At 63.7% G+C, this 15,243-nt stretch carries 9 protein-coding genes; 5 read left to right on the forward strand and 4 right to left on the reverse strand.

Annotated features, from left to right (window positions below):
• Positions 1 to 163: 163 nt before the first annotated feature.
• The 4 genes from AMD14_RS16450 (at position 164) to AMD14_RS16470 (ending at position 8,814) form a co-directional block, all read left to right on the forward strand.
• A complete protein-coding gene (locus AMD14_RS16450) occupies positions 164 to 2,551 on the forward strand; it encodes a TonB-dependent receptor plug domain-containing protein (protein WP_011052072.1) in 2,388 nt (795 codons plus the stop codon).
• A 434-nt stretch (positions 2,552 to 2,985) separates the two neighbouring features.
• Complete coding sequence (locus AMD14_RS16460) at positions 2,986 to 3,411, forward strand: VOC family protein (RefSeq protein WP_005921436.1); 426 nt, start codon at positions 2,986 to 2,988, stop codon at positions 3,409 to 3,411.
• A gap of 273 nt (positions 3,412 to 3,684) precedes the next feature.
• Positions 3,685 to 6,072: a TonB-dependent receptor plug domain-containing protein gene (locus AMD14_RS16465; protein ID WP_011052074.1), complete on the forward strand. Its 2,388-nt coding sequence runs from the start codon at positions 3,685 to 3,687 to the stop codon at positions 6,070 to 6,072.
• Positions 6,073 to 6,414: 342 nt separating this feature from the next.
• Positions 6,415 to 8,814, forward strand: a complete 2,400-nt coding sequence (locus AMD14_RS16470) for a TonB-dependent receptor plug domain-containing protein (RefSeq protein WP_011052075.1) — start codon at positions 6,415 to 6,417, stop codon at positions 8,812 to 8,814.
• Between the two features lie 199 nt (positions 8,815 to 9,013).
• On the opposite strand, the gene AMD14_RS16475 is transcribed toward AMD14_RS16470, so the two are convergent.
• A complete protein-coding gene (locus AMD14_RS16475) occupies positions 9,014 to 10,207 on the reverse strand; it encodes a cytochrome P450 (protein ID WP_011052076.1) in 1,194 nt (397 codons plus the stop codon).
• A 444-nt stretch (positions 10,208 to 10,651) separates the two neighbouring features.
• Here AMD14_RS16475 and ybaL point away from each other — a divergent pair, with 444 nt between their 5' ends.
• The gene (ybaL, locus tag AMD14_RS16480; protein WP_005913620.1) at positions 10,652 to 12,349 is read left to right on the forward strand and encodes a YbaL family putative K(+) efflux transporter; all 1,698 of its coding nucleotides are present in this window, start codon (positions 10,652 to 10,654) and stop codon (positions 12,347 to 12,349) included.
• A 138-nt stretch (positions 12,350 to 12,487) separates the two neighbouring features.
• Here ybaL and AMD14_RS16485 read toward each other — a convergent pair whose 3' ends face one another.
• Genes AMD14_RS16485 through AMD14_RS16495 form a run of 3 tightly spaced genes read right to left on the reverse strand, consistent with a single transcriptional unit; the run spans position 12,488 to position 14,977 of the window.
• Positions 12,488 to 13,057, reverse strand: coding sequence for a hypothetical protein (locus tag AMD14_RS16485; RefSeq protein WP_015463499.1), 570 nt, complete (start codon positions 13,055 to 13,057; stop codon positions 12,488 to 12,490).
• Between the two features lie 28 nt (positions 13,058 to 13,085).
• A complete protein-coding gene (locus AMD14_RS16490; RefSeq protein WP_011052078.1) occupies positions 13,086 to 14,402 on the reverse strand; it encodes a DUF6792 domain-containing protein in 1,317 nt (438 codons plus the stop codon).
• Positions 14,399 to 14,977, reverse strand: coding sequence for a hypothetical protein (locus AMD14_RS16495; protein ID WP_011052079.1), 579 nt, complete (start codon positions 14,975 to 14,977; stop codon positions 14,399 to 14,401). Before AMD14_RS16495 ends, AMD14_RS16490 begins: the two co-directional genes overlap by 4 nt.
• Positions 14,978 to 15,243 lie beyond the last annotated feature (266 nt).

The raw sequence follows: 15,243 nt of genomic DNA on the forward strand, positions 1-15,243 counted from the left end.
AACGAAAAGGAATGAGCAGATGAGCAGCATTCCTGCGACGCCATTCTAGCGTTAACGAATAATTAGCGCCTTCAGCGTGGCCGCCATCTTCTTCGCCCTCCCGCGACCGCCGCCTGCCTAGCCTTGCCTGGTCCTGCCTGGACCCACGTTTTTTGGAGTTGTCATGAACACCCCCGTTTCCGCGCTTGCGACCGCCGTGGTCGCTGCACTGCTTGCCTCCCCCGCCCTGGCCCAGACCGCCGCGCCGGCGACTGCCCCGGCCAACACCCTGGATACGGTCATCGTCACCGGCACCCGCGTGTCGGACCGCACCGTGGCCGAGTCGCAGTCGCCGATCGACATCATCAGCGCCGAATCGCTGCAGGCCACCGGCACCCCGGAACTGGCCACCGCGCTGGCGCGCGCCTTGCCCTCGTTGAACTTCCCGCGCCCGGCGCTGAGCGATGGCACCAGCGCGATCCGTCCCGCGCAGCTGCGCGGCCTGTCGCCCGATCAGGTGCTGGTGCTGGTCAATGGCAAGCGCCGCCACACCTCCTCGCTGCTCAACCTCAACGGCACCATCGGTCGCGGCGCGGCGGCGGTGGATCTGAACACCATCCCGGTCGCGGCCATCGCACGGGTGGAAGTGCTGCGCGACGGCGCCTCGGCGCAATACGGCTCCGACGCCATTGCCGGTGTGGTCAACATCGTGCTCAAGGGCGCAGAAAAGGGCGGCAGCCTGCAAGCCGGCTTCGGCCAGTATTCGGCGGGCGACGGCAACAACTACGAGCTCTCCGGCGACACCGGCGTGGCCTACGGCGGCGACCGCGGCTGGCTGCACGTCGCCGCCCAGCTCAACCAGCAGGATCCCACCGACCGCGCGCGCGCCTATGCCGGCGCGCCCAGCGTCTCGCAGCCGGCAGTCGGCCGGAAGGCGTTCAAGATTGGCGACCCGGAGGTCAATGCGCAGGCGGTCTCGGCCAATACCGAATTCGCCTTCACCGACAGCATCACCGGCTATGCGTTTGCCACCGCCAGTAACCGCGACATCACCTCGTTCGCGTTTTTTCGCGCGCCGGGCAGCACCACGCAGAACATCTTGTCGATCTATCCGCAGGGCTTCCTGCCGGAGATCCAGACCTACGCCAAGGATCGCTCGCTGGTGGCCGGCGTGCGCGGCTCCACCGCCAGCGGTTGGGACTGGGACGCCAGCTACAACTACGGCTACAACCGCATCGATTTCCATACCCGCAATACGCTCAACGTCAGCCTGGGCCCGACCTCGCCCACCTCGTTCTACGACGGCGCGCTGGAAACCACGCAGAACATCGTCAACCTGGACGTCAAGCGCGGTTTCGACTGGGGCCTGGCCTATCCGGTGACGGTGGCCTTCGGCGCCGAGTACCGCAACGAAAAGTGGAACCAGTCGCCGGGCGAAGCGGGCTCGTATTTCCAGGCCGGCACGCTGGCCGGTGGCGCGCAAGGGTTCGGCGGCTTCGCTCCGAGCGTGTCGGGCCAGTACGCGCGCGACAGCTACGCGCTGTATGCGGATCTGGAAGCCGACTTCACCGACACGTTCTCTGCCGGCCTGGCCGGGCGTTACGAGGACTACAGCGATTTCGGCAGCCAGGCCTCGGGCAAATTTTCCGCGCGCTATGCGTTCACCGACAAGATCGCGTTGCGCGGCACGGTGTCGTCGGGCTTCCGCGCGCCATCGCTGGCGCAGCAATATTTCCAGTCCACCAGCACCACGTTCCTGGCCGGCAACCCGAACCCATTCGAGATCCGCACCTTCCCCGCCGACAGCAACGTAGCGCGCGCGCTCGGCGCCGAACCGCTGGATGCGGAAACCTCGCTGTCCTACAGCCTGGGCCTGGTGCTGCAGCCGACCGATGCGCTCTACCTCACCGTGGATGCGTACCAGATCGATGTGGACGACCGCATTGTGCTGTCGTCCAACCTCACCGGCACCGGCGTGCGCAGCCTGCTGGAATCGCAGGGCATCTTCGGCATCAACGGCGGGCGTTACTTCACTAATGCAGTGGACACGCGCACGCGCGGCGTGGACGTGGTGGGCAGCTACCGCTGGCAGCTGGCCGCCAGCAGCGTGGACCTGACCGCCGGCTATAACTACTCGGAAACCGAGGTGCGCAGCGTGGCCGCCAACCCGGCAGCGTTGTCGGCCAACGGGCTGAGCCTGGAGCGCATCGACCGCACCGAGCGGGGCCGCATCGAAGAAGGCTTCCCGCGCGACAAGTTCCTGATCAACGGCAGCTGGAACCTGGAGCACTGGACGCTGGCCCTCGGGGCCACGCGCTACGGCAAGTACAGCACCCGCCCGGCAGACGCGAGCAACGACCAGACCTTCGGTGCCAAGTGGGTGGTGGATGCATCGGCCAGCTACAAGGTCGACCGTTGGACGCTGACGCTGGGCGCAGACAATGTGCTGGATGAATATCCGGACGAAAACAACTTCGCCAATTCCACCAGCGGGCAATTCCCCTACAGCAACCTGTCGCCGTTCGGCTTCAACGGTGCGTATGTGTATGGGCGCATCAACTACCGCTGGTAAGCGCTGCGCTTGAGCAGCCGGTGTCGTCCTCGTGATCGTGAGGCGGGCGATGCGATCGGCCAGCTCGCGATCAGCACGGGACATCCGCAGCCTGCGCCGTGATCGAGAACGCGGCGTCGATGCACGCATGGCATGTCGCATTGCATCTTCGACATCGAGAGTCGACCACACGCCCCGGCCAGCCCGGGGCGTGTGCGTATCGGCCAGGCGTTACCTACGGCCTCTTTGGAGCGGCAAACAAACTCACTGCCAGCGCCAGGCGGACGCGGCCGGTGCTCGGTGCAGCCTCGACCATGCGTGCACCGCGGTTGGTGTGCGCCGTCTGCGCGCTGCGCTTTGGCAGCCGCTCTGCGCACCGCATCGCTGCGAGGTGAAGAACAGCCGGCAGCTGCGGTGGTATCAACGGTGCTTCCGTCATTGCCGGAGCACGCTCCATGCAAACATCGCAGCTGTCGCGCGGACGCTTGATCGACCATCTGCACCTGGTGGTGCAGGACCTACCGGCCAGCCGGCGCTTCTACCAGGCCGTGCTGGACGTTCTCGGCATTCCGGTCGGTGGCGAAGGCGACGGCTTCTTCTGGGCCGACGAACTGTTCGTCTCCGACCGCGCCACGGTGGCACAAGGTGTGCTGACCGGCCGCCACCACCTGGCGTTTCAGGCACGCGATGTGGCGATGGTGCAGGCCTTCCATCAGGCTGCGCTCGTCCATGGGGGTCGCGACAATGGTGCGCCCGGCCTGCGCCCCTATCACCGGCACTACTACGCCGCGTTCGTGCTCGATCCGGACGGCAACAACATCGAAGCGGTCTTCCATGGTGTTGCGCAACGCAGTGCAGATGCGGTGCACATCACATTCTGATGCACAAGTTTCATAACTGGTATTGCCGTCCACTATGGTGCAAGCGAGCGCCCGCCGCAGCAGGTCTGGTGCAGGCGTCGCATCACTTTGGTGCACGATGACAACGTTGCCAGTAGCACGGCAGAGATGACAGTCGCTTGCGCAACGTAACCAAAATTTGACATGCGGTTACACGTGGTTAATGGTTGAGAACGCACCGCAGCTGCCGCGATGGACGCGGCCCGGGAGGGGGCCCCTGCGATGCATCCGTTCCCCACTCGGAGTTGTTACCGCATGAATTGCAAGACCAGTCCACTCGCAGTCGCCGTTGTTCTTGCACTGTCGTTTTCCGCTTCAACCGCGTCTGCACAGTCGCAGGCGCCGGCCCAGAAAACACTGGACACCCTGATCGTGACCGGCACGCGCGTGGCCGATCGCACGGTCGCCGAATCGGCATCGCCGATCGACATCATCTCGCCGCAGGCACTGGAATCGACCGGCACCACCGAGTTGGCGACCGCGCTCTCACGCGCGATTCCCTCGCTCAATTTTCCGCGCCCGGCCATCTCCGACGGCTCTGACGCGGTACGCCCGGCACAGCTGCGTGGCCTGTCGCCCGACCAGGTGCTGGTGCTGGTCAACGGCAAGCGCTATCACAGCACGGCGTTGATCAATCTCAACGATACGCAAGGGCGTGGCTCTTCGCCTGCAGACCTCAACACCATTCCGATCGCCGCGGTGGAGCGCATCGAAGTGCTGCGCGATGGCGCGTCTGCGCAATACGGCTCGGACGCCATCGCCGGCGTGATCAATGTCGTGCTCAAAGGCAGCGGCGAAGGCGGCAGCATCAATGGTCGCTATGGCAAGTACAGTGCTGGCGACGGCGAGCAGTATCAATTGTCCGGCGATGCCGGTTTCAGCTTCGCCGGCACCGGCAAGGTGCACCTGGCCGCACAGGCCGGGCACTCGGATCAGACCAACCGCGCATTGCCCTTCCAGGGCCGTGTGGAGCAACGTTACGGCGACCCCGACATCGACCAGGGCGCGCTTTCGTTCAACGGCGAATACAGCCCCACCGATTACCTCACCTTCTATTCGTTCGGCATGGTCAGCCGGCGCGAAGTATTGTCCAACGGCTATTTCCGTTTTTCCGGCGACAATCGCAACCGCCCGGAAATCTATCCGGACGGCTTCCTCCCGCAGATCTACAACGTCAGCAAAGACGTCTCGTGGGTAGGCGGTTTGAAGACCTCCACCGAAGGTGGCCTGAACATCGATCTGAGCTACAACTATGGCCAGAACAATCTCACCTTCGATGTGCGCAACAGCTTGAACAACAGCCTCGGCGTGACGAGCCCGACCGACTTCCACGCCGGTACGCTGGAAGTGACGCAGAACGTGCTCAATGCCGATTTCACCAAGACGCTGGATTGGGGCCTGGCCTATCCGGTGACGCTGGCCTTCGGTGCCGAATGGCGCGGCGAGAAGTTCAACCAGTCGCCCGGCGATGCGGCCTCCTCGGCCAACGGCGGTATTCCCTCGGCCAACGGATCGTTGATTCCCGGCGCGCAGGTGTTCCCGGGCTTCAAGCTCTCCGACGCCGGTTACTACAACCGCAACAGTCATTCGGTCTACGCCGATCTGGAAGCGGATCTGACCGAAAAATTGTCGGCCGGGCTGGCCGGGCGCTACGAGAAGTACAGCGACTTCGGCGACACCGCCACCGGCAAGCTGTCGCTGCGCTATGCCTTTACCGACAAGGTGGCGGTGCGTGCGACTGCGTCCACCGGCTTCCGCGCGCCGTCGCTGCAGCAGCAGAACTTCCAGTCGATCGCCACCCAGTTCCTCAACGTGGCCCAGCCCAACGGCACGGTGACCGCGATTCCGTTCGAGATCGGCACCTTCCGTACCGATAACCCTGCCGCGATCGCGCTCGGTGCCGAACCGCTCAAGGCCGAAGAGTCCAAGAATTACGGCCTGGGCGTGGTGTTGCAGCCGGTGGAGAATCTGTACATCACGGTGGATGCATATCGCATCGATATCGACGACCGCATCGTGCTGTCTGAAAACCTCACCTCCAATGCGGTCCGCAACTACCTGCAGGCCAATGGCTTCCCGGGCATCGGTGGCGGGCGCTACTTCACCAATGCGGTAGACACCAAGACGCAAGGCGTCGATGCGGTGGGCACCTATCGCTGGAACCTGGATGGCGGCAGCGTGGAGCTGACCTCCGGCTACAACTACAACAAGACCGAAATCAAACGCATCGCCGACAACCCGGCAGCGCTGATGGCGATCGACCCGAGTGCGGTGCGCATCGGCCGCGCCGAAATCGGCCGTATCACCGAAGGCACGCCGCTCGACAAGTTCTTCCTCGGCGGTACCTGGTCGCCGGGCAACTGGTCGTTCACCGGCACCGCCACGCGCTGGGGCGAGTTCAGCACGTTCGGCACCAACGCCGGCAGCGACCAGACCTACGCGGCCAAGTGGACGCTGGATCTGGCCGCGTCCTACAAGTTGGGCGCGTGGAACTTCACCGTTGGTGGCGACAACGTGCTCAACGAGTATCCAGACCGCCAGCAAGCCGGTTTGGGCACACGCACCTACCTGCCCTACAGCAGCGCATCGCCGTTCGGTTTCAACGGCGCGCTGGTCTATGCAAACGTGAATTACAAGTGGTAACTCCCTAGTGCCGGTCGGCCACGACCGGCAATTGAGTCGCGCGGCACTGCACGTCCGACGTGTCGCCGACGTCACCGTCCCTGGCCAGCCTCGCACACGTGAGGTGGCCAGGTTAGACGCTCTCCGCTGCACGCTGCACCGCTTCAGCAAGGACGCGCGCAGCAAAGTGCGCAAGGCGCCACACCGCGCGTTGCCGATTGCTGCCCTCTTCGCGCGCACTGCTCCGTACTGCGGAAGCAAGCGGCGCGCAGGCATGGCCGATTACCCGTACGCAGTTGCATTCCCCCGGTATTGACGGTGCTTCGTCGCTACGTCCATCACTCCTTTTGAGCCTTGACTCCCATGCACAACTCCAACGCACTCTCGCTGGCGATTTCAGTCGCACTCACCGTCTGCTCCTTCGCTGCCAGTGCGCAGTCGCAATCGACCCAGCCGCAGAAAACCCTCGACACCCTGATCGTCACCGGTACGCGCGTCAGCGACCGGACGGTGGCCGAATCCGAATCGCCGATCGACATCATCTCCGAGGAGTCGTTGCAGGCCACCGGCGCCACCGATGTCGCCACCGCGCTCGGCAAGCTGTTGCCGTCGCTGAACTTTCCGCGCCCGGCCATCGCCGACGGCAACGACGCCGCCCGTCCGGCCACGCTGCGTGGGCTGTCGCCGGACAACGTGCTGGTCCTGGTCGACGGCAAGCGGTATCACACCTCCTCGCTGGTGAACTACAACCCCTATGTCGGCCGCGGCTCGGCACCGGCCGATCTCAACTCGTTGCCGATGTCGGCGATCGCCCGCATCGAGGTGCTGCGCGACGGCGCGTCGGCGCAATACGGGTCCGATGCGATCGCCGGCGTGGTCAACATCGTGCTCAAGCACGGCGCCGCTGCCGGCAGCAACAGCATTTCGGTCAATGGCGGCATCATGGACAAGGGCGACGGCGCACAGAACGGTATCGACGGCTCGGTCGGCCTGCCGTTCGGCGCCACCAGCGGCGATAGCGCGCCTGGCTGGGTGCGGCTGTCGTGGAATTACCAGAATTCGATGGACACCAATCGCAGCGAGAACACCAATCGCGCTACCACGCTTGCCGGCGCCGCCAATCCCAGCGGCGTGCCCTACCAGCGTCATGGCGATCCGGATGCCAGGTTCTACCAGGGCCTGGTCGCGTTCGGCTATAACTTCACGCCCAGCGTCGAACTGTATGGCCATCTGAGCGTCAGCCGCCGCGAAGTGACCTCCAACGGCTACTACCGTGCCTACGACAACAGTGACCGCAATGTGCAGGCGGTGTATCCCAATGGCTTCCTGCCGCAGATCTACAACCCGATCAACGACCGCTCGGCGGTGCTCGGCGTCAAGGGCACCACGGAAAGCGATTGGCATTGGGACGTGTCTGCCACCTACGGCAAGAACGACATGACCTTCAACATCCTCAACAGCATCAACACCAATCTGTACTGGAGCACGGGCAGTTCGCCGACGAACTTCAATTCCGGCGGTTTCGAAACCGAACAAGGCACGCTCAACGCCGACTTCAACAAGTCCTTCGACTGGGGTCTGGCCTATCCGGTCAATCTGGCCTTCGGTGTCGAACACCGCCAGGACCGCTACGAGATCGTCGCCGGCTCGCCGGCGTCGTATTTCTTCGACCCCGACACCATCAACCCGGAGACCGGAAGCCCCTACCCCGGCGGTGCGCAGGTGTTCTCCGGCCTGGAACCCTCGGTGGCCGGCAAGTTCGGCCGCCACAGCAACGCGGCATACGCAGCGCTGGAAGCGGACCTGACCGACAAGCTGTCCGGCGGTATCGCCGGACGTTACGAGAACTACAGCGACGCAGGTTCCACCCGCTCGGGCAAGCTGTCGGCCCGCTATGCGTTCACCGATACGTTCTCCATGCGCGCAACGATTTCCAACGGCTTTCGTGCGCCTTCGCTGGCGCAACAGAACTACGCCTCGGTGGTGACCTTGCCGCAGGACGGTCAGCTGATCCAGGTCGGCACGTATCGCACCTCCGACCCGATCGCCGTGCAACTGGGCGCGCGTCCGCTGAGCCCGGAAAAGTCCACCAACTACGGGATCGGCAGCGTCTGGCAGCCGACCACCAACTTCACCTCGACGCTGGACGTGTACCAGATCCGCATCTGGGACCAGATCCTGTATTCGGACCAGATCCAGCTCGCCCAGCCGATCGGCCAGGTCGGTGCAGTGCAGTTCTTCGTCAACGGCGCTACCAGCCGCACGCGCGGCGTCGACTGGGTCAACAGCTATCGGGCCGATCTCGGTGCCGGCGGTAGCCTCGACCTGAGCGCCAGCGCCAACTACAATAAGACCAAGATCCTGGAGCTGTCCAATCCGAACTTCGGACGCGCCAGCCAGGGCTTGTTGACCGAATCCACGCCACGCACCAAGTACATGCTGGCAGCGGACTGGACCTTGGACGGCTTCTCGCTCAATGGCAATGCCACCCGCTACGGCGCGATCAAGCGCATCAGCGATCCGGCCGACGGCAGCCAGGACCAGACCTACTCGGCGCGCTGGATCCTCAATCTGGCGGCCAACTACACCTGGCAGGCGCTGACCTTCACCGTGGGTGCCGACAATGTCACCAACCAGTATCCGACCAAGGCACAGCTGACCACCGGCTACGATGATCGCGCCAGCGGCCTGCAGTACTCCTCGTTGTCGCCGTTCGGCTTCAACGGTCGCTACTGGTACGGCCGGGTGACCTACCGCTTCTGATCGGCCGGCTCGCGCGAACCTGCCGATCCGCACATGCGTGAACGCAGACACCGCCGAGTGATCGGCGGTGTTTGTCGTTGTGGGCATCTCGATTCGGGTGCCGCGGCCGTGCCTCATCTGCCACGGCGATTGCCGGCGCGGTGATTGCCGCTGCGATTCCATCCCGGCACGTCACGTCGCTGCACCGCCTGGCCGCAGCTCACCAGGAGGCCAGCAGCGCGTCGACACCGCGCAGGTTGGCGCGGTCGTTCCAGCTCAGCGTGTCCAGCTGCTCCAGCCGAAGCGCCGGCAGACGCGCAAGCAGGCAGGCCAGCGCGGCTTCCACTTCGATCAGGGCCAGCCGGTTGCCCAGGCAGTGGTGGATGCCGCCACCGAGCGACAGCGCGCGGCCCTGCTGGCGGCGGATATCCAGCACCTGCGGGTCGGTGAACTGCAGCGTGTCGTGATTGGCCGCGCCCAGCATCAGATACAGCATGGTGCCCCGGGGAACCGCCACGCCCTCGATCTCGAAATCCTGCAAGGCGGTGCGCGTGGCCATCTGCACCGAGCTGTCGTAGCGCATGCATTCGAGCACTGCATTGGGCAGCAGGCCCGGGGTTTCCTGCAGCAGGCGCAATTGCTGCGGATGCCGATGCAGCGCGACCAGCGCATTGCAGATCATGTTGGAGGTGGTTTCGTGACCGGCAAAGAACAGCAGGATCACGTTGGAGACGATCTCCTCCTCGCTCAGGCGGCGGCCGTTATCCTCGGCCTGGATGAAGCGCGCGATCAGATCATCGCCACCAGCGCTGCGACGTTGCGCGATCACGCCGTGGAAATATGTTGCCAGCTGGTCGTACGCAACGCTGGTGGCCTGCAGTTCTTCCGCCGTCATCATCGGATCGAAGACTTTCGCCAGCGCGCTGGTCGCGTGACTCAGCGCGGTGACATCGGCTGCAGCGATATCCAGCATCCGGCAGATGATGGCGATCGGCAGCGGGAACGCGAACTCGGTCAGCAGATCGCAGTGGCCGTTGGCCTGGAAAGCGTCGATCAACCCGGCGGCGATATCGCTGGCTACCTCACGCATGGACTCCATCTGCCGCGCACCGAAGGCCTGCGTCATCAGTCCGCGCAACTGCGTGTGCAGCGGCGGATTGAGCAGCAGGAACATGCGGCTCATGCCCTGGAACAGCGGCAGGTGCACCGCCGCCTCGCCGTAGCGCAGACGAACGCTCTGCAGATAGTCGCGGCCGACCCGTCGGTCGCTGAGCAGGCGATCGACCACGGCGTAGCGGCCGGACATCAGCCGCCCGTCCGCCACCTGCACCAGTGGGCCTTCTTCGCGCAGGCGTGCGTAGGTCGGATAGGGATCGTGGCGGAACTGGGGTGTTGCCAAATCGCTGAGAAGCATGGCCTGGCTCATGTGGCATCACCGCCGAAATGGGGGCGATGCATGCGTGCACCTGCCGAAGGACGCAGGTGCTCTACGGGATGCCCGGATTATCTGCACGCGTCGCTCCCCGGCCTTGCGCAAGCGCGAAGCGGTGTCGTCAATGTTGAGTCGGCGTGCCGGACTTGCGCCGTGCGTCTCGGCTCGCAGACGTAGGCATGGGCCACGGCGGTTTACGCGCGGCGCCTGATGCATGTCTCTGTTTGCGCGCATGCGCCACGTGTCGCATCGCGTTAATCATGCGCTGTGTACTATGGGCATCCGGCCAACCGGACCTGTCTTGCGGTCCAGTTCCCCCTGCCGGACTCCAGCCATGACCACGCAATGCCCGCAGGCGACGCCCGGCGCAGTGCCGTTGGCTGGTCGACTTCGACGATCTCCCGGACACTCTCACAACGGATTGGAATGCATCACGACACCAGCCTCATCGACATCATCGCCGTCGGCCTCGCGGTCGCCTTCATTCTTGGCACGCTCGCGCAGAAGGTGAAGCTCTCGCCGCTGGTCGGCTATCTGCTGGCCGGCGTGTGCGTGGGGCCGTTTACGCCGGGATTCGTGGCCGACCAGACCATCGCCAACCAGCTGTCCGAACTGGGTGTGATGTTGCTGATGTTCGGCGTGGGGCTGCATTTTTCGCTCGACGATTTGATGGAAGTGAAGTGGATCGCGGTGCCCGGCGCATTGGCGCAAATCGTGGTGGCCACTTTGCTCGGCTGGGCGCTGGCGTGGAGCATGGGCTGGTCGCTGATTCACGGCTTGGTGTTCGGCCTGGCGTTGTCGGTGGCCAGTACGGTGGTGCTGTTGCGCGCCCTGGAAGAACGCCGTTTGCTGGACACCCAGCGCGGCCGCATCGCGGTGGGCTGGCTGATCGTCGAAGACCTGGTGATGGTGCTGGCATTGGTGTTGCTTCCGGCGCTGGCGGATGTGCTCGGTACCGGCGCACCAGCGGCGGCGCACGATGCGCAATCGCCCTCGCTGCTGGCCGCGCTGGGCGTGACCTTGCTCAAGATGGTGGCGTTCGTCGCGGCGATGCTGGTCATCGGCCGGCGCGTGATTCCCTGGTCGTTGGAAAAAGTGGCGGCAACCGGCTCGCGCGAACTGTTCACCCTGGCCGTGCTCGGCATCGCGCTGGGCGTGGCATTCGTGTCGGCCACGTTGTTTGGCGTGTCGTTCGCGCTCGGCGCGTTCTTCGCCGGCATGCTGCTCAAGGAATCGGAACTCAGCCATAAGGCCGCCAACGATTCGCTGCCACTGCGCGATGCATTTGCGGTGTTGTTCTTCGTATCGGTGGGCATGTTGTTCGACCCGATGATCCTGATCGCGCACCCGTGGCAGGTCCTGGCGACCTTCCTGACCATCACCGTGGGCAAGTCGCTGGCGGCATTTCTGATCGTGCGCGCGTTCGGCCACCCCACCGGCACGGCGCTCACCATTTCCACCAGCCTGGCGCAGATTGGCGAGTTTTCCTTCATCCTGGCCGGCCTGGGCGTGCAACTGGCGATCCTGCCGGAAACCGGCCGCGACCTGATCCTGGCCGGCGCGCTGCTGTCGATCGTGGCCAACCCGTTCCTGTTCTCGTGGCTGGACCGCTGGCAGGCCAAGCAGGCGCAGGACGCGCCCGCCGCCGTGGAACCGGAACTGCCGCCCGGCCCAGCGTTGCCGGCCGATGGGCATGCCATCGTGATCGGCTACGGCCGCGTCGGAAGTTCGCTGGCGCAATTGCTGCGCAGCCGTGGCGTGCCGGTGCTGGTGATCGACGACAACGGCGACCACGTCGCCAAGGCGCATGCGGCCGGTATTCCCGGCATCCGGGGCAGCGCGGCAGCGGACCGCGTGCTGGCCGAGGCGCGCCCGGAGCACGCCAAGATCGCGATCCTGGCCATTCCGCAGCCGCTGGAAGCCGGCGAAGCACTGGCCAAGCTGCGCGTCATCAACCCCTCGCTGACACTGCTGGCGCGCGCCCACAGCGACGCCGAGGTCAAGCATCTGCTCGAACATGGCGCCGACGGCGCGGTACTGGCCGAGCGCGAACTGGCTTATTCGCTGGCCGAAATGGTCATGTCCACCCCGCCGTACCGCGCATTGAACGTGCCGGCGTCGTGATGCCGGTGACCGTCCACGCCACCACCGCCCGGTGGCAAGACGCATACGCATGCCGCTCTACGCATTTCAGGGTGATTTTCCCCGGATCGTAGCCGCATCGTGGTTGTCACGGGCGATGCAACCGAGTTGCCGCCGACCTCAGCGTGGCTTGACGAACCGATACTGGCGACGATCGCCATAGGCCGCGCCCTTGGTGTCCACATTGGCGCATAACTGCCCGCCACACAACGTCACGTCCGCAGCGTTGTAGGCGCGCAGCAACTCCGCACGCAACTGAGTGTCGCGGATCTGCTGGCGGTACTGGCCCAACAACCATCCACCACCGCCCAGCAACAGCAGCAAGCTTCCCAGGACAACCGCAGCGCCTTTCCATAGCAGCAGGCGCTGCCCACGTTCGATACGCTTGAGTTGATCAGCCAGCGACTGCGCGCCCTCGCCGATCAAACCGCCGGCTTGCTGTAGCCGCTTCTCGAAGCCGGCGACGGGTTGGTCCATTCCCTGCTGGATGCTTCGAATCAAGGTGTCGGGCACGCGCTGCAGTGTCTGCTCGGCCGAACGGGTGACCACGGTTGGCAGCGACTGGGCCACTTGCTCCAACTGCTGCGCAAGCCGGCGTTGCAGTTGTTCCAATTCGGCGCAGCGACGCTCGAACTGCTCCATCAAGGCAGCGGCCTTGCTGACCAGCTCCATCGGGTCTTGTGTGTGCATCGTGCGTCCTGCCCTGCTGGTGATAACACTACAGACTGCGCGCGCCGATGCGCATGGTTTCTTGCTGTTGCAGCTCGGCCTGTTGCCGCTGCGCTTGCATCGCCTGCTGGGCCGCCTGCTGTTCCTGCTGATTCACCGCCTCGACAGCCTCGGCGCGCAAGGCGCGGCCAGGCGGCTCGTTGGCCAGGGCCTGTGTCATCTGACGGAACTGATCACGATCACCGTTCTGCGCGGCGGCCAACATGCGGTCCAGAAATGCGCTGTGGTCCTCCTGCAATGAGGACGGCTTGCCGCCGTGTGTCGGCGACGCCGCACGCACTTCCTGCGCATCCTGCTTGAGCGGCACCTGCCAGGTCTGTGGCGCATGGCTGCGCTCGCGGTCTTGCTGAAGTTGCTGCATCTGCTGCTGCCAGGTCGGCGCATCCATCTCCCGACGCCCTGCTCCCGGTTCCAACGGACCGCGCAGGTGATCGAACCCATCGCGGGCCAGCCCAGGGATTCCACGCGAGTACACCGTCAAGCCGGACCGTAGCGTCTCGATGTCGCCGCGATACTTCTCGATCATCGGCGCGTACTGCCGAGCGAGCTGCTGCGTTGAAGGGTCTTCCAAGACGGAGGTATCCGCTTTGCCGGCCCCATCGACTGGCAGGAAGTTATGCATGCGATGCGATTCACCCAGCTTGACAGCCGCAGACACCGGATCACGCGCATCCAAGGCATCGGGGTCGTTGGCGTAATCAGCGGCCTTTAAGACAGCAATTTCCTGCGGTGTGGCATAGACCTTGACTTGACCATAATGCCGGCTTGCGGCGCTGACTGCATCGCCGGCCACGACGTGATTGATCACATCGCTGCCGCCTTCCGGTATCCGCCGATCCAGACTGACCGCGCCGTAGGCGTCGAAGGTCTGCCCCTTAAGGCCGAAGTGATGCGCAGTAACTTGTGCCAAATTGCCACCGAGCGAGTGGCCTGAAACCGTCACATCGGGGATTGGTAGACCGGTACTGAGATGCTTCTGCTCTGCATATTTCAAGGCGCGCTGCGTAAACGTGATGGCGTCTGCTACCTGCGCATTGTGGCGAGTCGCGACCATCCCACCATCGGCCAGTACACCGTCCAGTAAGGGCTGGCGATCAAACTCGCTTCCTCGGTGGACAACTACCATTTCACCTGTGTCGGCCCTCTCATAGATTACACCCTGATAACCTGAAGGCCTGTCTATATAGTCCAGGTGCCTGCAAGGAACACCACCAATATCTACGATGGGGCTTCTCGGTCCCACCCGATCTGGCTTCTGGTATGCGTCATACGCAAGCGCTGCGTATTGCTGACTGGTTAGGCTCATGGAGAAACCTTCTCTGCTTTGAGAGTCACAACAAACAGATTTCTTCGGTTTGGCTCAGCGTAATTCTCGGCAGATGGTTTCCCTGTATCCGGGAAGTCCTCGATGCCACTTTTTGGATACCCGCCTCTCCAAAAGTAAGTTTTCTTTGAGGCCGACTGCAGAACCTGCTCTTTCTCCAAACTAGGCGCAAAGTCAGTCTCCTCATGTTTTCCAGTCGCTTTTAGCGACATGCCGACACCAGTCAACTCCCAGTGGCAAACTCCCTTTCCGTAATAATCCGCATCAATCATGCCATCTGCAAAAATTGTCGCTACGTAGGTCGTCTCGTCGATTTTTTTGAAGACTGCGGGAACACTGTCTTCTTTCTGCTTGGACCAAACCCCGGCAATCGGCTCGATCGGAGTGCATTGCTGATGATCAGACATCTGATAAAAAGTAGCGCCGTCCACGAAACCAAACGGCCCTGGCGCATTCTCAATCGTCATCGTGATCCGATAGGCTTGCTTCGGATGCGGGTTCTTCCGATAGATCGGATCGCCGTCTTCGTCGCGCGCCTGCGCGTCCCTGGATTGCATCGTGGTCTCCTTTGCTCCGCATGCGCACAGCGAAATCGTCAGAGAGATGTATAGCAGCGCGGCTGAAGTGCGGTACATAGTGGTTGGCCGATAAACGCCTTGTTTCTCAAGGCTACGGCGTTTCCTGGGCAGCAACAACATTGGGTTCGGCGTAAGACACGTGCTGTTGAACGGTTCCAAAGTGCGCAGCAACGCTCCGGGTGTGTGGGATGACTGTCTACAGGCTCCAAGCTAACCCATCGGAATCAAGCCGCAGTGGTTACCCA

The organism is Xanthomonas citri pv. citri (assembly GCF_000961215.1).
GTDB classification, from domain to species: domain Bacteria; phylum Pseudomonadota; class Gammaproteobacteria; order Xanthomonadales; family Xanthomonadaceae; genus Xanthomonas; species Xanthomonas cissicola.